Source organism: Bacillus mesophilus (genome assembly GCF_011008845.1).
Taxonomy (GTDB): Bacteria; Bacillota; Bacilli; order Bacillales; family SA4; genus Bacillus_BS; species Bacillus_BS mesophilus.
Map to the genome: position 1 here is coordinate 779,061 of NZ_JAAIWM010000001.1, position 24,931 is coordinate 803,991.

The following is a 24,931-nucleotide window of genomic DNA, read 5'->3' on the forward strand; positions in this document are numbered from 1 at the left end:
TACCCCACTCTAATAAAGTTAAGGGCCTACCAATAATCACCTAATATATTCAAGTAAACAGTACTATTCAAACTGTTTGTATTTTTCCGATAATAATAGTGGTTATTCTTTACTTAGGGAAGTGAATTTTTTGAGTGATTCAGATAAAATCTTTAATAACATCTATCAAACTGATAATCCCTATCGGTCTTTATTTCTTAACAACCCTGACTTATGCTACCTATTGAATACAAAAGGTGAATTTATAGAATTAAATGAAGTTGCATTCCAGAAAATTGGTTATCCATTAGATGACATTCTAAATCATTCTTTCTTAAAAATAATTACCCCGGAAGACGGTCCCAAAACAGTAGATTTTTTTTATAAAGTACTGCAAGGTCAAAGAGTTTCCTTAGAAACATCCATTATTAATTTCAATGGGTTTAGCATTCCGTTATTAGTAACGGCCATGCCCTTTATAGAAAATGATGAAGTTGTTGGAATCATCGGTATCGCGAAGGATGTTACCGAAATTAAGCTCATTCAAAAAAGATTAAACGAAAGTAAAAAGCGTTATAAAGAACTAGTTTTTTCTTCTCCTTATCCAATTATCGTTAGTTTAAATAAGGAAATTGTGTTCGTAAATGAAAAAGCTGTAAAGGTTATGCAAGCAGAAGATTTTACACAACTTACTGGTAAAAATCTTTACTCTTTTATTACTGGAGATGAATCTAAAGAGGAGCTTTCATTAAAGCCACTAAAATCAGGTGAATTAAAAGTAAAAACTTTATCAGGTGAGGTAATTCAAGTTCAATACAGCTTCACAAACATTGTTTGGGAGGGTGCCCCTGCGTTTCTTATTGTATTTAGTGATATTACGGAAAGAAAACAAAGAGAGAAATTACATCAGCAAGAGTTATCACTAGCACACCAAGTACAACAAAACATATTACCTAAATCGCTCAATGAAGAAAAAATCAAGATAAATGCAATTCACTTACCTTCAGCCGAGTTATCAGGAGACATGTATTACTGGACGAAAATGGAAGAACATCTGTATGGAGTTATGATTTTAGATATTATGGGACATGGGGTTTCTTCTTCTCTGATCTCAATGTCAGTCAGGGCCATTCTTCCTAGTATCATTTATAGACATAAGAACCCTACTGGTGTTATGGCTGAACTAAATCAGTATGTACACCAATATTTCAATAACATGAATTTTTATATGACTGGAATCTTTTGTTTAATTGATACGCGGTTAAAGAAGATTCAATATGTAAATGCCGGTCATCCATTAGGATTACTGCTAATGCCCAATAATCAAATAACTGAATTAAACAGGGGCGGAATTCCAATTGGGTTAACTACTGAAATTATTTATAACTGTGAGATTTTGGAATATGAGTTAGGAAGTAAACTAACGTTATATACTGATGGCTATTATGATGCCTTAGGCGTTACCGTTAATCAAGGGGCAACTTTAGTAAGTGACAGTATGAAATTGCACAAAACATCTTCTCCAGACGAACTGTTAGATCACTTTAAAGATAACATCAAATCAACCAAACAACCTGATGATATTTGTATGATCGTCATCGATCTTCCATAATACATTCAAATCTTTATTCATTTTAATTAATAAATAAAACAGAACCTACTTCAATTCATAAAGTAATATGATAAAATAAGTTTAGCAATTTATTCCTTTTTTGAATTGGAGTTGAGGTAATGAACGGAGTAGACACAAAAACCCTTATTGAAATCGCTAGGAGAGCAGGCGACTTTCAATCTAGTATTGTATTAAGTGTTAACAATAAGCATATTGATGTGAAAAGTATACTTGGACTTAGTGAAACATTAGTAACTGCAAGCAATTATTCACTTGAAATTCATGGTCCAGATGAAGCAGAGGCTAAAGAAGCAATGGTCGAGGTATTTGAAAAGAATGGGTTGAGTGTTCAAGTGATTTAAAGGATCGGGTTGAGGATTTTTTCCTCAATCTTTTTTTTATTTTGTATCCATACTTACACCTACTCCCCTAAATAGAAGGAATTCACTAACAATAACACTCCTACTTCTGCACACTTTGAATATAAATTATATTAAGTCTTTATCAACCTTATAGGAGGCAAATATGAGCGATATTGTGAAAGAGTTCCAAGAGATTCCTACCACATGTATTTCAGACACCATGCAAGGTTTAAATAACATGGATCCTTCCATCAAGCCTTTAAAAGAGGAATATAGAGTGGTCGGGAGAGCTTATACGGTAAAAATGCCAGTTGGAGACAACAAATATGTTTTACGTGGCATACGTGAAGCAAAACCTGGTGATGTTTTAGTGGTTGATTCAAAAGGTGATACGTATAGAACCATCGCAGGAGATTTCATCGTCGGTTTGGCTCAGACCTTAGGAATAAGTGGGATTGTGACGGATGGAGTGATTCGTGACATTATTGGTGTGAAGAAGCTTAACTATCCAGTGTTTTGTAAAGGGACAACTGTTGCGGCAAGTGCAAAAGCTGGTTGGGGTGAAGTGAACGTTCCTATCTCCTGTGGAGGTGCTTCCGTTAATCCTGGAGATATCATTGTGGCTGATGCGGATGGTGTAGTTGTAATTCCACAGGTAATCGAGGTAGAAGTATTAAGGAAAGCAAAGGAGAAACTTATTTTCGATGAAGAAAGAGAAGCGAAAATCTCTGGTAATCCAGAAGCTATTCTTGAATACTTAGATAAGATGTTAGCTGCAGAGTAATTTTATAAGTAGGGATGTCATTTGGTACTCATACACACAAAAAGGTTACCAATTATCATAATTAGTAACCTTTTTAAAATCTGTACTACACTTGCTTACACCGGGCTATATACTGATTCTATGTTAGAGAACAATAACTCTTTTATATTTAGAAGAGATATTAACCTTTGTTTGGCTGTTACAACACCTTCTACAAAAGATGTAGAAGTATCTAGTTGAACAAATGGCTTAATATCTTCATCTGAGATTTCCATTATTTCACGGGCATCATTCACCAGTAAACAATATTGTTTGCTTTCATTATCTACTATAATAAAGCGTGTCTTATCGGTAATTAAAGTATCCTCATTAAAGAGTAAGTGATTCAGGTCAATGACAGGTTGGATGGTCCCTCGTATCTCTACAATTCCCCTTAGATAACCGGGTCCCTGCGGAACGAAGTTAGGACTTATTGACTTTTCGATAGAAATCACATCCTTAATGGAAAGCCCGTATTCTTCATGACCTATTTGTACAATCACAAATTTATTCATAATGATTCCTCCATACAATTAATGAATAATTTCTGGTTTAGGTCTAGATTGCTCTTTCCTAATGAGCTTTACAAAGGTGTCTGTTAAGACTGGATCAAAATGGATCCCTTTTTGTTCTGCAATATAGGTAATGGCTTGTTCCAGTGGCCATGAATCTTTATAAGCCCTTCTACTAGTTAAGGCATCAAACACATCCACAATGGCAATGACTCTTGCTTCAAATGGGATTTCTTCCCCTTTTAACCCCTTAGGATAACCAGTTCCGTCCCATTTTTCATGATGGTATAAGATTATATTTTCGGCTACTTCTAGACTCGTAATTAGTTCATTGTTGATATTGGTAGACATCTTATTTAATATATCGGCACCTAATAAAGGATGCATCTCAATAATTTGCCTTTCATAAAAGGTAAGTGCTCCTGGTTTATACAAAATCCCCTCAGGAATACCAGCTTTTCCAATATCGTGCAATATACTGCAGTGAATTATATTATGAAGATATGTTTCACATAGCTCAGAGACATGTTCATTGTAATATTCATCTATTAAGTATTGAGTATATTGTTGCACCCTAACAAGATGTTGTTCTATTTCAGGGTCCCTTATTTCACATGATATGGCAAGGACTTTTAACAACTCTCTCTGCGTTTCAAGCTTTCTATCTTCAGATAAATATATACCTTGTGGTAATTGTTCCAGTTCCCTGAATACCCCAACATAATAATATTTGCCCTCAATCTCTAAGGGAGTAATAGTAATGGATGAATGCCATAACTCACCTGTCTTCTTTCTGTTAACCAAAACTCCAGACCATGGTTGCTGGTTTAATAAACTTTCTTTTAATTGCTGATGTGTTGTCTTTGGAGTGAGTTGTGACTTTAGGAATCCAGCCTTTAGTCCCAAGATTGTTTTTCTATTATAACCAGTAGTAACCTCATACTGTTTATTTACATCTAAAATAAAATGGTTATGGTCTGTTATTATAACGGCATCTGATAATAACAAGTAGCTCTCAAGCTTTTGAGGAAGAAGTTCACTGTTTATAGACTTTGAACTTTTCATCTAGTTTAACTCTTGAGTGAGCGCCGTTAAGCGATCAGCTGAACTCGCTACTTCATCAAATGCATTGCCCAGTTCCTGCACAACATTAACAAAAGAGACAAGTTCAATTTCTATTTTATTATTTTGAGTTTTCGTTTCGTTCATAGTTGTAACAATTTCTTCAAAGTATACTTCTGTTAACTGCATATTGTTTCTACCATCAGATACTGCACTACTAATCTTTTCAAGTGACTTTGTTAAATTATTTACTTGAGTATTAGTGTTAATGATTAATGCAGAAACATTCGTGACTGATTGTTTGGTTTGCTCAGATAATTTCCTTACTTCTCCTGCAACAACCCCAAATCCCTTTCCATGCTCACCTGCTCTTGCAGCTTCGATAGCAGCATTTAGTGATAACAGATTTGTTTGCTCAGCAATACCCGTTACAATATTAACGATTTCTTGCATTTGTTTTGATATATCTAATAGAACCTGTACATCACTAGAAATATCCCTTACCGATTCATTAATATTTGACATATTATGATTCTGAATAACCAGCTGTTCTTTACCTTTCTTAGCTCGTTCTTCAGCTAAAATGGAAAGTTCAGTACCTGCATTTGCAAGTGATACTATTTCATTTGATTGATGATTTAATTGTTGAAAAGAGGCATTAGTTTCTTCAGAGATTGCTGCAAGATTTTGGGTTGCACTTGCTACATTATCTCTAATTAGATACTTTTGTTCCTCAACTTTTTGTCTTAAAACATCAGTCTCTCTATCATAGGCTTCAAGTACTAACTGTTGCTCCAAATTTAAAATTTTAGAGACTGCTCTGATTGTATGTATACGCTCTGAAGGATCACTTAAGTTTTCTTCGACTATATCTAATAAAGATAGGAATAAATCCTGAAAGGCACACATATACCATTTAGTTTGTAAGCCGATCCTAACATGAATTTGAGCAATTCGAATTCTCTTGTCAAAGAAAGTTTGGTTAATCACCCCGTCAAACATCTCTGATATATGACCTTTTAATGTATTTTTTAAACGTGCAATTGAACTATTGTCATTGATAATATTAAGAAGTGATGGCTCATTTTCTAAATTTTTATAAAATCGTTCTACAATACTATCAATATTTTCAATAACAACAGGCTGTAATCGATTAATTCTTTTTAAATCTTCAACAGTTAAGCCGATCATCTGTACCTGCTTCGTAACGTCACTGCTTCTATCAATGTGTAATTCTCCACGACCACTGTTTAACTCCACATTGCCTTTAGTAGGTTTTGATTTTTTGAATAACAATGTTATTCCCCCTTCAATCTTCTTCGTTTCTTATAAGTTACCTACCTCTGTGGCATCCATCCTAACTTTTTGAACAGTATGAATCAACATATCCAATTCCTTACTTTTGCAAATTGTCTCAGTGTGAGAGTAACCATTTTGCTGTGCTAGGTTTATTAACTCTACTCGTAGTTTTTCAATATGCGTATAGTTTCTGAGATTAACAACTTACTATCTCCTTAGACAAGAAATATCTTCATTGGAAGCCCTATAATTAGATGTATTTCTATGACAAAACGATAAATATAAAAAATTAAGAATATAGGAAAATCCTAGCTTTATTACCTATTATTACCATAGGTGTTTTAACTCCACTGTGATATTTGTCACATCTTTCGCTTTTTTTGTCACATCTTTTACTTTTTTGTAAATTTATAGGTTTATTATATATGGATACATTGAACTATTCTTTAGTTATTACATAAAGTGTCAAGTTTTGAGTGTGAATTGTCATTTTCAGTGATTAAAAGACATGACTTTAAGATTGCTTGTTAAAATCACTAACCTAACGAAAATGGAGATAGACATTTTTGACTATCTCCATTTTATTAAACATAGATTTCCCAGGGATAACCTGTTAATCATATAACTACTATTTAAGGTGTTGCATTGTGCGATCTAAATCATAAACAAAATCGATCGGTGGATGTAGATCCTTTTTAGACATTAGTTTAAGAATCCTGTAATCACCTTAAGATTCCTACAAATCAATTAGGATAAAGCACTGATCATCAATATGATCATTGTATTCTTCTTTTAGTTTAAGATTTTGGATTATTTTTTCTTTTAGAATGGATAAAGGTTCGTGTTTGTTTATTTTCACCAATTGCCTTAATTCATGTAAAGGAATAAGTTCTAACACACCATCAGTATAAAGGAGTAATCTAGATCCTTTCTCATATAGACATTTTGTACTCATAAAGTTAATGCCTTTAACTAACCCAATTGGGGGGACAGAGGAACTAAAGTCATAATTTGTTTTATTATTTCCTTGCATGATAGCGGTTGGATGACCAGCATTAATATACTCAATTTCTTGTTTGTCCGTGTCGATCACAAGACATAATACAGTCGAGAAGTGCATTAATTCACTGTTATTCTCAAATAGAACATGTAGATAGTTATCTAATTCTTGAATTACCTCATCAACAGGAACCCCTTTAGAAACTAAACTTTGATATAGTGAACGTAACGACATCGTGATAAGTGCAGAAGAAATTCCATGTCCCATTACATCTAAAATAATAATTCCATATCGTTGTTCATCAATTTGATAACACCCAAATATATCACCTGATAAATCGCTAGAGGACTTATAGTAGGTTTCAATTTGAAGGTGACCATTAGAAATAGGAATGGAAGTCGCCATGTTTTGAATACTCTTCGCTAAATCAAGCTCAATCTTAATTTTTTCCTGATATTCTTGATTTTGTTGATATAGTTCGATTAACTGGCTTTGTTTAACCTCTAAACTATGAAGGACCTCTTTTAATTTTTGGTTCACTTTATTTCTTTCTTGTAGGGCTGTTTCCGCCTCGCGTTTTGCCTTAAGGATTTCACTTTCAAATTCGTAACGCTTATACATTGGAATAAAAATGCATTCATTAATACAATCTTTGTTAGAATTTCTCCGCTTAGCATTCAATAAAACTGGAACTTCATCGCCTTTTTTATCTAGCAAAGTAAAATAAATTTCTTCAACCCTTTCTTGCAATCTAATCATCGGAAAAAAGTACATTTGATAGAAAGCACGTGTTGAAATAGGTAGAATATGATTTATATGTTTGTTTTGCAATTCATGATATCCATACCCAAGAAGATCAAGAAGTGTCTTGTTAATAGATAGGATGAAGCCATCATCATTTAGTGTAACGTATCCGCAAGGTGCTTCATCAAGCTGCTGAATCATAGTGAACTCTAACTCCCTTATTTTAATGAGACAGTCAGATTCAAGAAAATCTCCATGTCTCAAAGTTTACTAGATATCTTATAAAAGCATCATTTAAAGTGGTTTGGATTAAAGATCATACAAATATTTTCCTATCAGTTCAATCGTTTCTTTAGGGTGACTCAAATGAGGACAATGTCCTGTGGTATTCATATAATATAATTGGCTTAGTGGCATATTTCGTAACATATACTCACCAACTGAAGTAGGAGCAATCGTATCATCAGAACATTGCAATATTAAGGAAGGAACAACCGCCTTCGGTAAATCATGACGATTATCAGAGTAGAAGGTGACTCTTGCAAAATTCCGGGCGATTATTGGGTCAGTCGAACAAAAACTATCAGCAAGTTCTTTTGTTAGTTCTGGTCGATCACTATTTTTCATAATAATTGGTGCCAGTTGATTTACCCACCCGATATAATTTCTATCCATTATACTGAATAGCCCATCTATTGCTTCCTTATCAAATCCACCATAATAATCTGGGAGATCATTAATGTAACAAGGTGAAGGACCAATCATGATGAGTCGTTTAAAAAGAGTAGGTTTTTCTATGGACGCAAGTAATCCGATTATACTCGAAACTGAGTGACCTATAAATATAACATCTTTTAAGTCTAGGTAATCTAAAACATCTACTAGATCTTGAGTATAACCTGAGAGGTTACTATATTTTTGTGAATCATAAGCTGACAAATCTGAACCTCCTGCACCTACGTAATCAAATAGCACAATTTTATAGTTTTGTTCAAATGCTGGAATTAGAAACTTCCACATATTTTGATTACAACCAAAGCCAGCTGCGAGAACAATAGCTTGTGTTCCCTTTCCAGTGACATTAACATTATTACGTTTGATAACATCTAGTTTCACTTTGTTACCTCCACATGTGATTGTGAACTTATAATCAGCATTACTTAATTAGTATGTAAATGGGTTTAATGGGTATTTATAACTAAGGAAACTTCATTTCCCTTTTCATTAAATATTACCTGATTTACCAATTTATACATCATATAAATCCCTCTACCTCTCTCGGAAAAAATACTTTCTTCCAGTAGCACTTCTATTCCTTTCTCTGCTATAAGGTTTACCTTTTGGCTAACCTGAAAACCTTCACCACTATCTTTTACATTGATTTGAACTTCATGATCTTTTGTTTCAAATTGAATGGTAACTGGTAATTTACCATGCTCCAATGAATTATTTACTGCTTCAAATAATGCTACTTTAGTAGAATATTCTAGGGTAGCTGAATGAAGTAATTTTAACTGTTTTTCTAATTCAGAAATAATTTGGTCATATTGCTCAGTAGAATAGATTGTAAAGTTCGAAAAATTTTCCAGTAAAGGCAACTCAACCCCTCCTTCAATGAATATAGCTTATTTCGACAAATTTCACTGTGATTTTTGTCACAGCACTAAGAATTATAGTGTAATAAAAGATATAGTGCATTAATTCATGCTTAAAATGTATAGTTCTATAGTATGGGTTGTTGATTTCTCCACCTAAAAAAAAGGGAATCATATCATATATGACTCCCTTTTTCTCCATTCAATTGTTGAAGTAAATTTTTAATAGCTGTGCGAGGTACAGGTATTTTTGTTTCACTCTTATTACTTAGGAACATGTTATAAGCTCCATTTATCCATGGTCTCAATTCCTTAATATATTTCTCATTTACTAAATAGCTTCGATGCGGTTTGATAAAAGCTTGATTTCTTGTTAAATTCTCTAAATCTACTATAGTCATTTTAGTTGTAATGACTCTAGTCTCTGTATAGATAACAAGATGTCGACCTACCTTTTCTGCAAATACGATTTCTTTTGGATCGAGTAATATGATATTGTTTCCTTCCTCAATCAATAACTTTCCAAAAGAATTTGTGGTGGTGAGTTTATTTTTTTCTTTTAAAATATTACGAACACGAAACATCGAATTCTTAAATCTCCCAGTTTCATAGGGCTTTAAAAGGTAATCGACCACGTTTAGTCCAAAAGCTTCTACAGCAAATTCCTGATAAGCAGTACTAAAAATAATCAGTGGAGGTTTCTTTTTCTTATTAAGAATCTGGGCCAGCTCAACACCGTTTATATCTGGAATTTGAATATCCAAAAACACAAGATCTGGATGGTGCTCTTCTACTAATTCAAGTAGCTTTCCCCCGCACCTTAAGCTGGCTATTAAACGTATGTCATCCTCTTGACTTAATAGAAACTCTAATTCTTCACGGGCAAGCCGTTCATCTTCAACGATCATTACTTTAATCAACCTACAATCTCCCTTTCTTCCAATGTTCCTAAACAAAACGAAATAATGGCCCCGCCCTCTAGCTTGTTTGAGATCATTAGACTTGCATGGTCTCCAATTAATAATTGAAGTCTTTTATTTACATTATAGATTCCATATCCGTTTCCATTTTCACTAACTACATAATCGTGTCCTAGAACTTCCAATTTATCTTGAGTTATTCCTGTACCATTATCTTCAATTGATATACAAACCCCTGACGATTTAATAGAGGCTTTTACCAATATAAGTCCACCTTGTGGCTTTCCCTTTAAGCCATGTTCAATACTGTTCTCAATTAATGGCTGTAAGGTAAAAGGCGGAATCAAAATATCACTAGGAAATACCCTTACATCATCTTCTATTATTATTTCCAATTGATCCTGAAATCGGACTTTTTGGATTTCGATATAAGAAACGATATGGTCAAATTCCTTCACGAGAGGAATTAGTGATTTGGATGTTAAGGTTAGATTACTCCTCATGTACTTGGCCAATTGAACGGTTAGATTTCTTGCATTTTCCTGATTACTTCTTATCAGACTAACTATTGAATTTAAGGTATTAAATAAGAAATGAGGATTAATTTGAGCCTGCAATACCCTTAATTCAGCATCCTTTTGCAAGTTTGAGAGCTGAATTTGCTTCTTTTTGGTAAGGTCTTCTATTATACAAAGATAATAACCAGTACCCTTCTTGTTTTCTTCAATAAAAGAGACTGATACTCTCCCCCATTTAATCGTACCATCTATATGACTAAATCTTTTATCCTCACGATGGATGCTATACTTCTCACCGCTTTGCTTGCCCTTAGATAAATCTGATAAAATGGAGTCTTTAAAGTAATTGATATATTTCCCCTTAAAATCTTCTCCGGTATACCCTAACAAATCTTCTATCTTCGGGCTTACCTCCATGACATTTCCTTTACGATCTAATAAAAGAATTCCAATTGATGACGTGTTGAATAAAGCTTCCAGCTTCAAAGACTTTTCTTCTAGTTCATTTTCTTTTTGTTTTTTCATCGTAATGTCAGTAAAAGAAAGAATCACTTCATCTTTATAATCTCTTAAAGGTGAACTATTTACAGAAAGGAAAACAGGATTCTTGCCCTTCTTCGTATATATGATTTCCAAATTGCATATAGGTTTTTCCATTACTCTAGCAAACCGTTCAGCTTTGGATTGATTAGCCAACAAGTAATCATCGCTTTTGACTTTAAATTCCCATGATGGATAATCAATGTGTTTCCCCATTACTTCTTCATAACTAACAGATAAGAGGTCCTCTGCCATTTTATTTATATAAGTTACATAGCCTTTATGATTTAAAATCACAACACCATTCGGAATTGTTCCAAGCAAAGAGTTCAGGCGGTGATTCACTTTTTCGGTTACTTCAAAATCTCTCTTTTGATTCAAATACTCGTTTTCTAAGTAAACACTATGAAGAAGGAATATTATTAAAACAATAACACTGAAGACCGCTATATTAATTCCTAGTAAAAAGTTGTTTATTCCAACACTAGATTCATCAGTCAGTAAAGTAACGTTATTAATAGACAAATTATAAGAACTGATGTAATGCAGGCTAATAATAGCAAGCATTAACAATACACTGCTTCCAACAGCCCTATGTTTTCTACTATTCTCCTCATTTCTTTGCTTAAAGCAAAGATGGATTCCTAAAACCGAAAAAAATAGACTGATAACGAACGCTACCACAACGAAAATAGTGTGTTGATGAACATGTACTTGTTCTATAGCAAGCATCCCACAAAAGTGTGTACCAAATATCCCTATACTTAGAATGCCCCCTGCTATAACCCCCTTCAAAAGTCTATAGTTTGCTTTCGAACCAACTAGTACCGAGAAGAAAGAAGCAAGAAAAGCAATTATAAAAGATAGTATTAAGCATATGATGTCATAGGTTAGATCATTAATTTGAAGTGCAAGGAGACCTACAAAGTGCATGGACCAAATCCCAATCGCTAACATCAATGCTACTCCTATTTTCCAAAGAAATTGAGACTTTTTACTATCAAAAGAACGTATGATCATTGAAAAAGAAGTATAGGATCCTAAAAATGCAATAATGATAGAAAAGAATACCAAATAGTAATTATAGTTACTCATTATTAACCTCACATAAATAGATTTCCCTTAGCTTACATTACATCATCTATGAGTCAATAGGAATAGGAAGGTATTACTAGTAGTCTATCTATTTTCATTAGAAAAACTTGGATAGTGTTAAGTCCTTAGAAGTTGAGTTTGCTTAGTTTTTCTTGATTTCATACAATCCTAATGCTTTTTCACGCAATTCAAGGATGAACTACTAGTATCTAATTAGTACAATGTATCTATTTTCACTTTTTATAGCAAACCAACGACAAAAGAGCTACTGATATATTCAGTAGCCCCTCTTACATTTATACTTAGTGCTCCTCTAATAACAACTCATCACCATCGGTATCTCTTTCAACATACTGAATATCTTTTCTTGCATGATACCGATCGGCCTTCTCAAGGCTTACGGTAATGTTATAGTCTGGTATTCCAGCATATTTCTCATAGCGGCCTTTTGGTAATAAGAAGTTTCCTTCTGGGAAATGTACCTCTACATTCCCCTGCGCGATATCTACAAACTTGGCTCTGCCCTGGAATACACCAAAACCGTTATACAGAACCACGCCTTCCCCTTCTGCTATGCTTAGGGTCCGCCCATCCTCTGGGTTCATCAATACATCATATCTATCTGCGCCATTGAGTGGATCCACTTCGCTATATACCATTGAATTAAACTGTTTACCTCGACGCGTCGTGACGGTAAACTGTCCTTCCTGTTTCTGGACTAACGGAATATCCATGGCAATCAAGTTTCCTTTTCCATCAGATGTAGAAAACATCCCATCTTCACATAACCAGGCACCGCCCCATTGAAAGACATCGCCTTGTTTTTTCAAGTATTGAATACCATCATAATTGGGATTGGCGATCGCAATTTCATCTCGAATTTCCTGAGCATCTTTAAAGTCTACAAGATGAGCACTTTCAGGCTTCACTCGCTTTGCAAGGTCAATGTAAATTTTCCATTCGGCTCGCGCTTCCTCTACCTCATTCTTATTTCCTTCAATTTGCGGAGAGAAATAGACCATACGCTCAGTCGAAGTCGAAGTACCGCCGCCTTCTTGTTCATAACGGGTTTTTGCAGGAAGTAGAATAACCGCTTCCTTTGCATCTAACAGTGCAGATGTATTCAAAATGATATCTTGATGAACACGAATTTCAAGTTCAGATAAAGCCTCTTCAATAAACTCCGGTTCTGGCATGGTTTCAAGAAAGTTCCCACCACTCATATAATACATCTTTATTTTACGCTCATGATCGTCTGGGAGCAGGATATTTTCTAATGTGACCCCTACAATATCTCCTTGCCATTTAGGAAGTTCAAAGTTCCAGATCTTTTCAATTCTTTCTATATTGTCTCCAGCATAATCTCCTCCTGGTAACACAAACGGATCACATCCCATTTCACCCGTTCCTTGGACTCCAGAATGACCTCGAAATGGCATTAGTCCATTATATTGACGACCCACATGACCTCGTAGTAAGGCTAGATTACAAACTTGGGAGATGTTATCTGTAGCAAACGAATGCATAGTAAGACCCATCGCCCACACATAAACTGCATTTTTAGAATGAGCGAGAAGCTGCGCTAATTCTTCTATCCGTTCTCTAGGCACTCCAGATGAAGAAACAATATCCTCCCAAGATTGCTCCTGAACCTTTTGCTTCAATTCCTCATAGCCATTTACATGATTATTCACAAATTCATGATGAATAGCAGAGCTTTCCTCCTGCTCTTCCATATCAAACCAATGCTTCATTATGCCATGCATAAAGGCAATGTCTCCACCTATATTTACCTGATAAAAATCATCGGCAATCTTTGTTCCAAATAAGGCAGATTCCGCAACAGATGGAATCCAGTATTCATCCATGGCGGGCTCTCTGTAAGGATTGATTACGATAATCTTTGTTCCTTTTTTCTTTGCCGCTAACATGTACTTGGTTGAAACCGGTGAAGAATTTGATGCAACACTTCCCCAAAAAAGAATCACATCTGTTCCGATCCAATCTTGATAATTACAAGTGGATGCACCTGCACCTACAGAACGCTTCATCGCTGTTTTAGAAGGAGAGTGACAAATTCTTGACGAGTTGTCAATATTATTTGCCCCTAAGAAGCGAGCAACCTTTCCGGCCACATAATAAGTTTCATTTGTAATCCCTCTGCTCGTTAGATAGAAACCGTATTGTTTAGGATCTAATGCTTTCATTTTATCAGCAATCATATCCAGTGCCTCATTCCAAGTTAACCTAGAAAACTTCCTTTCTCCTTTTCTACGAATCATAGGATAAGGAATGCGACCAAGCTTACGTAGCTCGGTACTATCGTATTTTTTCAACTCATCAATGTCGGCATGCAAAATTTCTGGTTTAATAGCCTGCATCGTACTTAACCGTAGAATATTAAGACGAGTTGTGCAAATATGTGGTCCTTTCAGGGTTTGGTCTTGAAGACCGGCAACACCTAATGCACAACCATCACATACCCCTTTTGTTAGAATCCGAGTAGCATAACCTAAATTATCTTTATTTTCCCAAAAGACTTTCATCGTGTCACGAATATGCTTTGGTTTAACCTTACCCAGCCCAAACGGCACAGGACTAACCCAATGTTTAGGCTGTGGTATTTTGGACATTTTTTGAGGCCCCTGATGCTTACTCTTTCCCATCATAAATCAACCCTTTTTATTAGATTACATCTTTTAAGACTTGTTATATTTCAAACTACTAGTTAAGCAGACTCTTGCTTAGTTTTTAGCTGCTTAATATCAATACGAATTAAAAGTGAGGCAAGTAGCGCAACAATGAAGAGTGCTCCAAAGAACGTTAAACTGCCTGCATAGCTTCCCGTTGTATCTTTAATAAACGCTGCAAACTGAGGACCTGCAAGACCTGCTGCCGCCCATGCTGTTAATATATATCCGTGAATCGCTCCTAATTGCTTTGTTCCGAACATATCCCCAATATAGGCAGGAATAGATGCGAAACCTCCGCCATAGCACGTATACACAATAATAAGCATTAACACAAACAACCATTGTACAGAAGTATGTGGAAGTAAGAAGAAAATGAATATTTGTAATACGAAGAATATCGTATAGGTGTTAGGTCTCCCAATATAATCGGAAGCGGAAGCCCAACCAATTCTTCCTAGTCCATTGAATATTCCAATCGCTCCAACTAAAGCTGCTGCTGCCGCCATGCTGATTCCAATCGCTTCTTGTGCAAGTGGTTTAGCTACAGCAAGTACTGCAATTCCACACGTTACATTAATGAATAGCATAATCCATAGATACCAAAAGCGACGTGTTTTAACTGCCTCGTTCGCTGTTAACTGAGAAAGTTCTAATGGAGCCTTCGCTTTTCCAGCTGCCACTTTCTCTTTAAATCCTTCCGGCGACCAGCCTTCTGGTGGCTTTTCTAAGTATAGAGAAGATAAAAGCATAATGACGAAATACACAGTACCTAAAGTATAGAACGTTGTAGCAACACCATAATTACTTATTAAGTAATCCATCACTGGGCTTGCAATTGCTGCTGAGAATCCAAATCCCATAATAGCTAGACCTGTTGCAAGACCTCTTCGATCTGGGAACCATTTAACTAGTGTAGATACGGGTGCAATATATCCGACTCCTAGACCAATTCCTCCAAGCACTCCATAAAATAAATAGAGCAGATATCTTGATTCTAGTTGCACCGCTAAGCCCGAACCTAAAAGACCAACACCAAAGAATACAGCTGCCAAGAGTCCTGCTTTTTTAGGTCCATGCTTCTCTACAAAATGACCTAGAAAGGCAGCTGCTAAGCCTAGAAACAAAATGGCAATACTGAAAGTCCAAGCAACTTCCTGATCATTCCAACCAAACATCGTCTTCAATGGAGTCGTAAAATTACTCCACGCATAAACCGATCCAATTGAGATATGAATCCCTACAGCTGATAATGCAATTAACCATCTGTTCTTCACTCTTTTCCCTCCTCTGTTAATGTGCCTCCGTATGATAGTGCTTTACAGGATCGCTATAAAATCACCATCATACATTCTTCTTTAGGCTCACTAAAGTCTCAGAATCGAGCTAATATATGTAAAATCACTCATTAAATTAATTGTCTGTTCTGCATACTGCTTTGCTCTTTAACTAGTATTCGTTCCATTTCGCTCCATTCCACTACTGTATATTCAGAAGCAACAATCTTTGCGTAAAGAGCCTTTCTATTAAAATATAACGGTCTGAATAGGACATTTATTTAAGCTTTAAAACCATAAAAGCTATCATGTCCTCTTTATGATTTAATGTATATGGTAACTATAAGGTGATTAGAATATTTTTTTTATTTCCCATTGACACTCTAACAAAGTTGCATACAAGTTTCTAAAATAATTCAAAAAAGCTTCCCGCTATATAAAGGAGTTTTGAACAACAGAATGGAATAAGTAACCTAATTATGATGGAGTTGGAAATTCTTCAGTTATGTTTGAATCATATCTTAAAATAAACACTAGAGAGGAAGGATTGTATGGGCAGATATCTTAAAGAATTCATTTCTTACCATGATATATGGATACTGAGTGTATTAATTATTGGGGCGTTTGTGTTTGTTATACCACATTTAGGGGATGGGCAGGTTTGGTTAACGTTGGTCATTGGAAGTCTTCTCTATATAATCAGTGAGTATACAACTCACCGATTTTTCTTTCATATGAGGGCTCCCAAAAATCAGCTATTCTTAAAATTCATGAAGAGGATTCACTACGATCACCATGAAGATCCTAATAACTTAAGGCTACTATTCTTACCTTTATGGTACAGTATTCCTCAGCTTATCATCTTAATAGGAATAGTAACCGTGTTAACAGGTCAATTTTTATTTGGAGTGCTTGTATTTATAGGTTCTGCAAGTACCATGCTTTATTATGAATGGACACATTATGTAGCTCATCGCCCTTATCAACCTAAAACGGCATGGGGGAAGTGGATGAAAAAACTACACCTCCTTCATCATTATAAAAACGAAAACTATTGGTATGGTGTCACTAACCCATCCTTAGATTACTTGTTTGGAACGATGAAGGATGGAAATGAAGTAACTAAAAGTGAAACCGCCCGGAAGTTAACTCAATAAGGATCAAGTAAAACTATGGAAGACTAAGAAATTTTGTTTATCAATTTTTTAATAAACGCTTTATCATTCTAATTTGCCCACGATGATTTATTTCATCTTCCATTACATGAAACCAATACCAATAGTTATTCATTTTTCCCCATGGCTTCTGTTCGTAAAGCCAGCTATCTTTTCTCGTTTTAAATAGTGATAATGTAGTCTCTCTTACTTCAGATAAAATAGACAGGTAGTATGCTACTGGCCGATCCTTTACTTCCACTCTTGCTTGATCTCCAAGAAAGAGAGCAGCTTCCCATTTCTTTCGTTCTGCATCATTAATATCTCGGTTATCAAAGGAAAAAACTTGATGAACGAATTCAATCGAAGCGATATGTAATAACAGTGCTCCAATGCTATTTGAGTTTTGGTCAGGTAGATCGTCTAGTTCTTCCACGGTTAGAGATTGGACATCCTCCAACGTTACAGCTCTTGTATGCTCAAGCATACAAATTAAATCGCCAATCTTATCATCATATCCAGCTTGTGGCAAAATTCTATAATCAATCATCATTCTTTACCTCCCATCATTATCAATACTAGATTAACAATATTTAAATAAAATAAAAGACTGATAATAATTGTTAAATAATGGTATAATTAATTTAGACAAACTTAAAGGGCAGCTGTCAGAATCAGGGCTGCCCTTTTCTAAATAAGGATAAATGTATAAGAAGAATTCTATTAAATTATTGTTTTAAATTTTCAAATCGTTACTCTTAACATGACACAGCCAAAACCAGGACCCACATTCCTTAAATGGAGGTTCTTTGTGTACCTCTAAAAGACTAAGCCTTCTTTTTAAGATGATCAATTATGCTGTTGGTCACTTCCTCTGTTGTTGCTCTTCCTTTTAAATCTGGAGTCTTAATACCTGATTCTAGTGTATCCTCAACTGCTTCTAGTATTAGTTTTCCAATTTCAGGATAACCCATAAAGTCTAGCATCATTTTCCCTGTCCATATTTGACCGATTGGATTCGCTATGCCCTTTCCAGCTATATCAGGTGCAGATCCATGGACCGGCTCAAACATAGAGGGAAACTTTCGGTCGATATTTAGATTGGCAGCAGGTGCAATACCAATGCTACCCATAATTGCTCCACCAATGTCTGTTAAAATATCTCCGAATAGGTTCGATGCAACAATGACATCATACATTTGTGGTCTTAAAACGAAAAAAGCAGCAAGGGCATCAATATGAGCGCTTTCCGATTTAACCGATGGGTACTCCTTTTGTATCTCTTTAAATACATCATCCCAAAAAGGCATACTATGTGTGATTCCATTTGATTTCGTTGCACTTGTTACAAGTCCGTTTCGGTTACCTGCTAGCTCGAAAGCATAACGCATTGCTCTAGATGTTTCTTTATAGGTGAAGACAGCATTTTGAATGGCAATTTGATCTTCTCCCTGATGTACTCTTCCGCCTACCTCTGAGTATTCTCCTTCAGAGTTTTGGCGAACTACCAGTAAGTCAAAATTATTAGGTTCTTTTAACGGCGATTCAAGGCCCCTAAGTAATTTTGCAGGTCTTACATTTAGCGACTGTTCGAAGCCTCGGCGAATTTTAATGAGCAGACCCCATAAAGAAATATGGTCCGGTACTAATTCTGGCATACCTACTGCTCCAAGAAAAATCTGATCGAAATTCCTAAGTACATTTAGTCCATCTTCTGGCATCATTTCTCCATGCTTTAAATAATACTCACAACTCCACGGAAAGTTTACCCAGTTAAAAGAAATACCTCCGTGTAATTCTGCGGCTGCTTCTAATACCCTAATTGCAGCAGGGACAACCTCATTTCCAATACCATCACCAGGTATAGAAGCAATTTCATATTTATTCATAAAGGTCTCCTTTATTTTGAGATTGGATAGAAAAAGAAAGGGTATCACTACATCCCTTTCTTACTATTATACTTATTTACGTAATCCTTTTTCTGTAGCAATCTTTGTATAATTGTCTGTTTCCTCTTTAACTAATTTACCAAAATCTGCTGCATTAAGGAATGCACCCTCAGCATTGATTGCCGTTAGTTTTTCTTGGAATGCTGGGTCGTTTGATGCCTTTTCTAATGCTGCTTCCCATTTTTGAATAATTTCTGGCTGTGTACCTTTAGGGAATGAAACTCCTGACCACCATTTAGCCTTCATAGCCGGTAAGCCTTGCTCTTCTACCGTTAGAATATCAGGAAAATATGGACTTCTTTCATCTGACACAATACCAATAATTTTTACCTTTCCTGACTTTACCATTGTTGAAACTTCGCTTACACCCTGAATTCCTAAAACTGCATGTCCTCCAGCAACCTTTGGCATTGCATCTGCTGCACCTTTAGTCGTAATCATTCTTGCTTTACTATAATCTCCGCCAACATTATCTAAAAACTCAACAAGTCCAAATGTAGCGATTGCTGTTGGTCCCGAGCTAGTGAATGTAAGCTGATCAGGATTTGCTTTTACCCACTCAGCAAACTCATTTAAATCATTCCACGGAGCATCTGCTTTTACTACAAAAGCCAACGGATCCTCAACTACTTGACCCACATATTCAAAGTCATCAACCGTAAAAGTTAAATCACTCTTTCCACCCATTAATGCAGACGTACTAGACACATTATGAATAAGCACGCTATATCCATCATTTTTCCCTTGTTTTAGAACTGCATCTGTCCCCAGTGCTCCAGAAGCCCCTGGCTTATTTACAACTGTAATACTTTGACCCCACTCTTTGCTCAGATACTCTGCAACTGCTCTAGCGGATAAATCTGTTCCGCCGCCTGCTGCAAACGGTACTGAAATTTCGATAGGTTTCGTAGGATAATCAATTCCTGTAGACTCTCCTTCCGTTTTTGTCCCCGATGCTGGTGCAGTTTGACTTGTCGCACATCCAGCTAATAGAGAAACCGCTACTAACAAACTTGTCGCCATGGTTAATAAGGATTTTTTCTTCATGTTCTCTTCTCCTCTTATAAATAGGTATTTTTACTGCTAATCGAACTACTTAAATCAATTAAGATATGTCTAATTCCTCTCCTACTACTTCTTTAATTCTTGTTTTAGTCCGCCTAGCTAAGCTAATCGATAAAACTAACAAGATTATTGAAACAATTAATATTGAAAGAGAAATGGGCTGCTGAACAAAGATTAGAAAACTACCATTTGACATTGCCATTGATTGAAGGAATGACTGTTCCAAGATTGGTCCTAAAATAAAACACAAGATCAGCGGAACAACAGGCCAACGATATTTATGGAGGAAATATCCTAGAACACCAAATAATAGTGCAATAAATACATCAAACATACTATTTCTAACCGTATAAGCTCCTATGATGCTAAGGATTAATATGATTGGTGCCATGACCCCGTATGGAACTTTCGTTAGTTTAGCCCATAAACCAACTAGTGGAAGATTTAAAACAAGAAGCATAATATTCCCAATAAACATACTGGCAATGATGGTCCACACAAAGCTTCCACTTTGTTCGAATAAAACAGGACCAGGCTGTAACCCATAAATCATTAATCCTGCCAATAGGATGGCTAATGGAGGTGAGCTTGGAATCCCCAAAGCAAGTAGTGGAATAAAGCCAGCAGAGCTAGTTGAATTATTTGCAGCTTCTGGTGCAGCTACCCCTTCAATCACACCTGTCCCAAATTTCTCAGGATGTTTAGAAACCTTCTTTTCAACATCATAAGCTAGGAACGTAGTTACAGCTGTAGAGACTCCAGGTAGAATTCCCAAAATAAATCCTATTGCACTTCCACGAAGTATGGGCTTCGCACTTTTCTTTAAGTCCTTTATTCCTGGATACACACTACCAATTCGATCCGGAGCGATTGCTACTTGTTTTTCTTCTAACCCCTTTAATACCTCAGTGATTGCAAACAATCCTATGATGATACTAATCATTTCTAAGCCACCCGTTAAGGTTTGGCTTCCAAAATCAAATCGTGGACTACCGGATGGGCCCAATCCAATCATGGATAATACATATCCAAATAGTCCCATTATTAATCCTTTTACAATAGAGTTACCAGCTAAATTCACGATTACCGTAAGGGCTAATAACATTAAAGCAAAATATTCTGGTGGACCAAACTTCAAGGCTTGGTCGGCTAGCATTGGAGCAAAAAACACCAAGCCTACGACACCCAGTGTTCCCGCTAGAAAGGAAGCAATTGCTGCAATACCAAGTGCCGGACCAGCCTTTCCCTTCTTTGCTAACGGATAACCATCCAAACAGGTTGGTACTGAAGAAACTTCACCAGGTATATTTAATAAAATAGCTGTTGTTGACCCTCCGTACATGGCACCATAGTAGATTCCTGCTAGCATGATAATTCCAGCGGTAGGGTCTAAAATGGTCGTAAGTGGCAATAAAATGGCTATGGCTGAAGTTGGACCAAGACCAGGTAACATTCCTACTAGAGTACCTATTAAAGCTCCTAGTACTGCCATTAATAGATTAATAGGTGTAAGGGCTTCCATAAATCCATTTAAAAGCATAACTAATGATTCCATTTTCTAAATCCCCCCTAAATCCCTAGTATTCCTTTGGGAAATGGCATTTGGAGCCAGTGAATAAACAATAGATATAGGACTCCCGTTGTAATACTTCCATATAGCGTAGATTTTACTGCACTATAAGATCCAATAATCTTAAACAAAGCAGCTAAGACTAGCATTGTACTAATGAGATAACCTAACGTAGTTATTAGGTACCAATAAGCAAACATAATCATTAATGTGCCTACTAGTCTCCGAGCAATCAAACCTTTTGGTAATTCCACCTTAAAATCTTCTAATCTCCTTAGAAGTAATACTGATCCTAAGATCACCAATACAAGCCCAACTAATCCGGGAAGAGTATGATCACCAACTAGTAGATTCATTCTATTAGGATATTGTCGATATGCCTCAAAAATAGAAACGCCCCCTATTAGAATAGTAATTAGCCCTCCAACTCGATCTGCTTTAAACAAGGTACGAATCATATGTCACCTCCAGGACCTCAATGTTTGTTAACGCTTACAAAACCTTATTAGTTTTATAAAACTTTCCCTTATCTTAAATCTAAGTTTAAAAAGAATAAATATTAAGAAAATTAGTTAATCATTATGTAATTAAAGTAAATGAGCGACCCATTTGGGTCGCTCATTTATATTGCTTTATTAAGTAGTCCTTGGATTCAACATATTGATACCTAGATACTGGTCTTCCAACCGAACCATAGCTTACCTCAGAGGTCAATAATCCTAAACTGGTCAGGAAATATATATACTTCTGCATTGACACTCTTGAAATCCCAACCTTACTAGCTAATTCTTCTGCGGAGAAAGGTGAACCTTCTAATTCAACTATGTTCTCCAAAATCAACTTCAAAGTGTTTTTTGTTAATCCTTTCGGTAAATCGGTTATTTGATCATTTGTTGCTGATGAATCTTTGTTGAAAATATATTTATCAAGCTCCTCTTGGCTAATACTCTCTTGCTTTTCCATAAATCTCACTTCTTCTCGATAGGAAGTAAGAGCTGATTGAAACCTCTCATATTCAAAAGGCTTGATTAAATAATCAACTGCCCCATACCGTAAAGCTGTTTTGACACTTCGCATGTCACTCGCGGCACTAATGACAATGACATCAATCCCTTTTCCAAGTTTGATAATCTTTTTTAATAATTCCAATCCGTTCTCACGTGGCATATATATGTCAAGGAGAATGAGGTCAACTTGCTCTCTATTGATAATTTCCATAGCATTTTTAACGGTAGAAGCTGTATCGATTAAACTGAAACCTTCAATTTTTTGTAGATACCGCTTATTAAATTCTGCCACCATTGGGTCATCTTCAACAATTAATACTTTAATCATCATCTAGATCCTTCCCTTCATAGGGTAAACTGATTGTAAAGGTTGTCCCTTTATTAAGTTCTGAATCGACTATCAAACTACCTTTTAATCGCTCAACACTTCGCCTCACTAAAAATAACCCAGTACCGCGATCATTCCCTTTAGTCGAAAACCCGTTCATAAAGATTGTTTCAAGATGATTTGTAGGAATTCCTATACCTGTGTCACGAACGATGATTGTTAGTACGTCTTCGTTATCTTCATATTGAAACTCTATATTTAATATTTTTTCATTAGAGTCTTGTACAGCATGTATAGAGTTATCTATTAAGTTGCCAATTATAGTAATCAGTTCATGGGTTAAACGTGAATCCTTAGGTTCAGGGACAATACAATCACCTGATAAATGCAGCTCAGCATCCATTTCACGGGCAAAGCTTAATTTTCCTAGCAAGAATCCCGCAAGTGCTGGATCTTGAACAAGCTTCACAATAAAGCCAATTTCCTCTTGATGACTTTTGGTAATGTGACTAACATAACCGGTTAATTCATCATAAAACCCCATGTTCACCATTCCTAAAATAACATGTAATTTATTCATGAATTCGTGTGTTTGAGCCCTGAGTGCTTCTACATACATCTGAACCCCTGTCAGTTGTTCAGCTAGTTTTTTAACTTCAGTTTTGTCTCGGAAGGTGGATATCGCTCCCACAACTTTATTATTTAGGATCACTGGAGTGCGATTTACTAGCCATGTACTTCCACTAATATTCTGCTCTTGATCAAACTCTGCATTACCTGTTTTTAACACCATCCGTAATCGTGAGCCTGGTAATAATTCCTCGGCATCTTTTCCAATAGGTTCCTCATCAATTCCAGCCTGCTGAAACAACCGTATAGCTTCAGGATTAACTACTGTAATACGGTTGTATTGATCAACCGCCAAAAAGCCTTCCCTTGTAGATTGCAGCATGGCATTACGTTCTTCTAATAATTGAGAGATTTCAAGAGGTTCTAAACCAAATAGAATCCTTTTAATCCTTCTTGCTAAAATCAAGGCACCCATTAACCCGACTAATCCCCCAACACCAATTCCTGTGAATATTATCATTCTATTATAAGAAATCTCTTGATTAACATTTGCTAATAATATACCTACTGCCACAGCTCCAATCTGACTTCCATCTGTTCCATAAATCGGAGAAAAGGCCCGTAGAGAAACCCCTAATGTTCCTTTAGCCGTAGATACATACTCCTTACCTTTAAACACATTTAACTCATCCCCACCAACAAACAGCTTTCCTACTTTTGTTTGATCAGGATGAGATTTCCTGATTCTATTCATATCCATTACAACAATGAAATCAACATCCGTTGCCTTCGTTATTTTGTTTGTAAAAGTTTGAATTTCATTATGGTCTCTTTTACCTTCTAGAGCTTCAATCACTAATGCCGAATTAGACATCATTCTTCCCACGTAGCTTATTTTATCTATTTTGTTCAATTCTATATTACTAGCTATTCTCTTACTAATTAAAAAGTCAGTTACAAAAAAGGAAAGCACAAACACTCCCAAAATAAGCATAACAATTCTTGTCTGCAAACTAAAAAACGATTTTTTAAACCGCACTGTCATCCCTCTTTAATTCAACTTACAACTTTCCCACAATATATATTTTTTTCAAATTCCTTACAAAGAAACGGAAGCATTCTACTTATTAATACCTGGATGACTAAATAAACGTATAAATGTTAGCGCTTTCGTGTACATGAATCTTATCACGAATATTCAGAACTTAAAAGATATATTAAGAGGAGGTTAGTAATGTTTATATAACAATTTTTAAGAAATGTTTAATAAAAAAGAAGGGC

At 35.7% G+C, this 24,931-nt stretch carries 22 protein-coding genes and 1 pseudogene; 4 read left to right on the top strand and 19 right to left on the bottom strand.

Features of this window, described 5'->3' with window-relative positions; genetic code table 11:
* Positions 1–130: 130 nt before the first annotated feature.
* The 3 genes from G4D63_RS03925 (at position 131) to G4D63_RS03935 (ending at position 2,737) form a co-directional block, all read left to right on the top strand.
* Positions 131–1,591, top strand: a complete 1,461-nt coding sequence (locus G4D63_RS03925) for a SpoIIE family protein phosphatase (protein WP_163177883.1) — start codon at positions 131–133, stop codon at positions 1,589–1,591.
* Between the two features lie 119 nt (positions 1,592–1,710).
* Positions 1,711–1,953, top strand: coding sequence for an HPr family phosphocarrier protein (locus tag G4D63_RS03930; protein WP_163177885.1), 243 nt, complete (start codon positions 1,711–1,713; stop codon positions 1,951–1,953).
* Positions 1,954–2,116: 163 nt separating this feature from the next.
* Entirely contained in the window at positions 2,117–2,737 is a 621-nt protein-coding gene (locus G4D63_RS03935; RefSeq protein WP_163177887.1) for an RraA family protein, read from the top strand.
* A gap of 95 nt (positions 2,738–2,832) precedes the next feature.
* On the opposite strand, the gene G4D63_RS03940 is transcribed toward G4D63_RS03935, so the two are convergent.
* The 12 genes and pseudogenes from G4D63_RS03940 to G4D63_RS03990 all read right to left on the bottom strand — a co-directional run bounded on the left by G4D63_RS03940 (position 2,833) and on the right by G4D63_RS03990 (position 16,007).
* Positions 2,833–3,270, bottom strand: coding sequence for a chemotaxis protein CheW (locus tag G4D63_RS03940; RefSeq protein WP_163177889.1), 438 nt, complete (start codon positions 3,268–3,270; stop codon positions 2,833–2,835).
* Positions 3,271–3,288: 18 nt separating this feature from the next.
* Positions 3,289–4,332, bottom strand: a complete 1,044-nt coding sequence (locus G4D63_RS03945; protein WP_163177891.1) for an HD domain-containing phosphohydrolase — start codon at positions 4,330–4,332, stop codon at positions 3,289–3,291.
* On the bottom strand, positions 4,333–5,046 hold the full coding sequence (locus G4D63_RS22375; protein ID WP_420837800.1) for a methyl-accepting chemotaxis protein: 714 nt from the start codon (positions 5,044–5,046) through the stop codon (positions 4,333–4,335).
* A 51-nt stretch (positions 5,047–5,097) separates the two neighbouring features.
* Positions 5,098–5,589, bottom strand: a pseudogene (locus G4D63_RS22380) (protoglobin domain-containing protein); the annotation flags it as partial.
* Between the two features lie 66 nt (positions 5,590–5,655).
* Positions 5,656–5,805 carry an aspartyl-phosphate phosphatase Spo0E family protein gene (locus G4D63_RS22385; protein ID WP_163178398.1) on the bottom strand — a complete coding sequence of 50 codons (150 nt, stop codon included), beginning with the start codon at positions 5,803–5,805 and terminating at the stop codon, positions 5,656–5,658.
* Positions 5,806–6,364: 559 nt separating this feature from the next.
* Positions 6,365–7,573, bottom strand: a complete 1,209-nt coding sequence (locus tag G4D63_RS03960; RefSeq protein WP_163177895.1) for a SpoIIE family protein phosphatase — start codon at positions 7,571–7,573, stop codon at positions 6,365–6,367.
* A gap of 108 nt (positions 7,574–7,681) precedes the next feature.
* Positions 7,682–8,488 (bottom strand): alpha/beta fold hydrolase, encoded by an 807-nt coding sequence (locus G4D63_RS03965; RefSeq protein ID WP_163177897.1) that lies wholly within the window; start codon positions 8,486–8,488, stop codon positions 7,682–7,684.
* 65 nt (positions 8,489–8,553) lie between these two features.
* Positions 8,554–8,970 (bottom strand): ATP-binding protein, encoded by a 417-nt coding sequence (locus G4D63_RS03970; RefSeq protein ID WP_163177899.1) that lies wholly within the window; start codon positions 8,968–8,970, stop codon positions 8,554–8,556.
* Positions 8,971–9,143: 173 nt separating this feature from the next.
* Positions 9,144–9,887, bottom strand: coding sequence for a LytR/AlgR family response regulator transcription factor (locus tag G4D63_RS03975; RefSeq protein WP_163177901.1), 744 nt, complete (start codon positions 9,885–9,887; stop codon positions 9,144–9,146).
* Positions 9,884–12,040: a PAS domain S-box protein gene (locus tag G4D63_RS03980; protein ID WP_163177903.1), complete on the bottom strand. Its 2,157-nt coding sequence runs from the start codon at positions 12,038–12,040 to the stop codon at positions 9,884–9,886. The genes G4D63_RS03975 and G4D63_RS03980 overlap by 4 nt, the downstream gene beginning before the upstream one ends.
* Before the next feature lie 302 nt (positions 12,041–12,342).
* Positions 12,343–14,706, bottom strand: a complete 2,364-nt coding sequence (locus G4D63_RS03985) for an FdhF/YdeP family oxidoreductase (RefSeq protein WP_163178400.1) — start codon at positions 14,704–14,706, stop codon at positions 12,343–12,345.
* Positions 14,707–14,768: 62 nt separating this feature from the next.
* Positions 14,769–16,007 carry an L-lactate MFS transporter gene (locus G4D63_RS03990; protein WP_163177905.1) on the bottom strand — a complete coding sequence of 413 codons (1,239 nt, stop codon included), beginning with the start codon at positions 16,005–16,007 and terminating at the stop codon, positions 14,769–14,771.
* Between the two features lie 551 nt (positions 16,008–16,558).
* Here G4D63_RS03990 and G4D63_RS03995 point away from each other — a divergent pair.
* Positions 16,559–17,164, top strand: coding sequence for a sterol desaturase family protein (locus G4D63_RS03995; protein ID WP_163177907.1), 606 nt, complete (start codon positions 16,559–16,561; stop codon positions 17,162–17,164).
* A 40-nt stretch (positions 17,165–17,204) separates the two neighbouring features.
* On the opposite strand, the gene G4D63_RS04000 is transcribed toward G4D63_RS03995, so the two are convergent.
* From G4D63_RS04000 to dcuS, 7 genes are all read right to left on the bottom strand, one after another.
* Positions 17,205–17,711 carry a DinB family protein gene (locus G4D63_RS04000; protein WP_163178402.1) on the bottom strand — a complete coding sequence of 169 codons (507 nt, stop codon included), beginning with the start codon at positions 17,709–17,711 and terminating at the stop codon, positions 17,205–17,207.
* Positions 17,712–17,988: 277 nt separating this feature from the next.
* On the bottom strand, positions 17,989–19,050 hold the full coding sequence (locus G4D63_RS04005; RefSeq protein ID WP_163177909.1) for a tartrate dehydrogenase: 1,062 nt from the start codon (positions 19,048–19,050) through the stop codon (positions 17,989–17,991).
* 72 nt (positions 19,051–19,122) lie between these two features.
* Positions 19,123–20,157 carry a tripartite tricarboxylate transporter substrate binding protein gene (locus G4D63_RS04010; RefSeq protein ID WP_163177911.1) on the bottom strand — a complete coding sequence of 345 codons (1,035 nt, stop codon included), beginning with the start codon at positions 20,155–20,157 and terminating at the stop codon, positions 19,123–19,125.
* A gap of 58 nt (positions 20,158–20,215) precedes the next feature.
* Entirely contained in the window at positions 20,216–21,730 is a 1,515-nt protein-coding gene (locus G4D63_RS04015) for a tripartite tricarboxylate transporter permease (RefSeq protein WP_163177913.1), read from the bottom strand.
* A 14-nt stretch (positions 21,731–21,744) separates the two neighbouring features.
* Positions 21,745–22,203, bottom strand: a complete 459-nt coding sequence (locus G4D63_RS04020) for a tripartite tricarboxylate transporter TctB family protein (RefSeq protein ID WP_163177914.1) — start codon at positions 22,201–22,203, stop codon at positions 21,745–21,747.
* Between the two features lie 160 nt (positions 22,204–22,363).
* A complete protein-coding gene (locus G4D63_RS04025; protein WP_163178403.1) occupies positions 22,364–23,080 on the bottom strand; it encodes a response regulator in 717 nt (238 codons plus the stop codon).
* Positions 23,073–24,689 carry a DcuS/MalK family sensor histidine kinase gene (dcuS, locus tag G4D63_RS04030; protein ID WP_163177916.1) on the bottom strand — a complete coding sequence of 539 codons (1,617 nt, stop codon included), beginning with the start codon at positions 24,687–24,689 and terminating at the stop codon, positions 23,073–23,075. Before dcuS ends, G4D63_RS04025 begins: the two co-directional genes overlap by 8 nt.
* Between the last annotated feature and the right edge of the window lie 242 nt (positions 24,690–24,931).

What these genes read in the sequence shown, in the direction of transcription:
- G4D63_RS03945 (WP_163177891.1), bottom strand. Translation starts at nt 4,332, where the DNA reads ATGAAAAGTTCAAAGTCTATAAACAGTGAACTTCTTCCTCAAAAGCTT.
- G4D63_RS03985 (WP_163178400.1), bottom strand. Translation starts at nt 14,706, where the DNA reads ATGGGAAAGAGTAAGCATCAGGGGCCTCAAAAAATGTCCAAAATACCA.
- G4D63_RS03980 (WP_163177903.1), bottom strand. Translation starts at nt 12,040, where the DNA reads ATGAGTAACTATAATTACTATTTGGTATTCTTTTCTATCATTATTGCA.
- G4D63_RS03960 (WP_163177895.1), bottom strand. Translation starts at nt 7,573, where the DNA reads ATGATTCAGCAGCTTGATGAAGCACCTTGCGGATACGTTACACTAAAT.
- G4D63_RS04010 (WP_163177911.1), bottom strand. Translation starts at nt 20,157, where the DNA reads ATGAAGAAAAAATCCTTATTAACCATGGCGACAAGTTTGTTAGTAGCG.
- G4D63_RS03935 (WP_163177887.1), top strand. Translation starts at nt 2,117, where the DNA reads ATGAGCGATATTGTGAAAGAGTTCCAAGAGATTCCTACCACATGTATT.
- G4D63_RS03995 (WP_163177907.1), top strand. Translation starts at nt 16,559, where the DNA reads ATGGGCAGATATCTTAAAGAATTCATTTCTTACCATGATATATGGATA.
- G4D63_RS03940 (WP_163177889.1), bottom strand. Translation starts at nt 3,270, where the DNA reads ATGAATAAATTTGTGATTGTACAAATAGGTCATGAAGAATACGGGCTT.
- G4D63_RS04015 (WP_163177913.1), bottom strand. Translation starts at nt 21,730, where the DNA reads ATGGAATCATTAGTTATGCTTTTAAATGGATTTATGGAAGCCCTTACA.
- G4D63_RS04005 (WP_163177909.1), bottom strand. Translation starts at nt 19,050, where the DNA reads ATGAATAAATATGAAATTGCTTCTATACCTGGTGATGGTATTGGAAAT.
- G4D63_RS04025 (WP_163178403.1), bottom strand. Translation starts at nt 23,080, where the DNA reads ATGATTAAAGTATTAATTGTTGAAGATGACCCAATGGTGGCAGAATTT.
- G4D63_RS03930 (WP_163177885.1), top strand. Translation starts at nt 1,711, where the DNA reads ATGAACGGAGTAGACACAAAAACCCTTATTGAAATCGCTAGGAGAGCA.
- G4D63_RS04020 (WP_163177914.1), bottom strand. Translation starts at nt 22,203, where the DNA reads ATGATTCGTACCTTGTTTAAAGCAGATCGAGTTGGAGGGCTAATTACT.
- G4D63_RS04000 (WP_163178402.1), bottom strand. Translation starts at nt 17,711, where the DNA reads ATGATTGATTATAGAATTTTGCCACAAGCTGGATATGATGATAAGATT.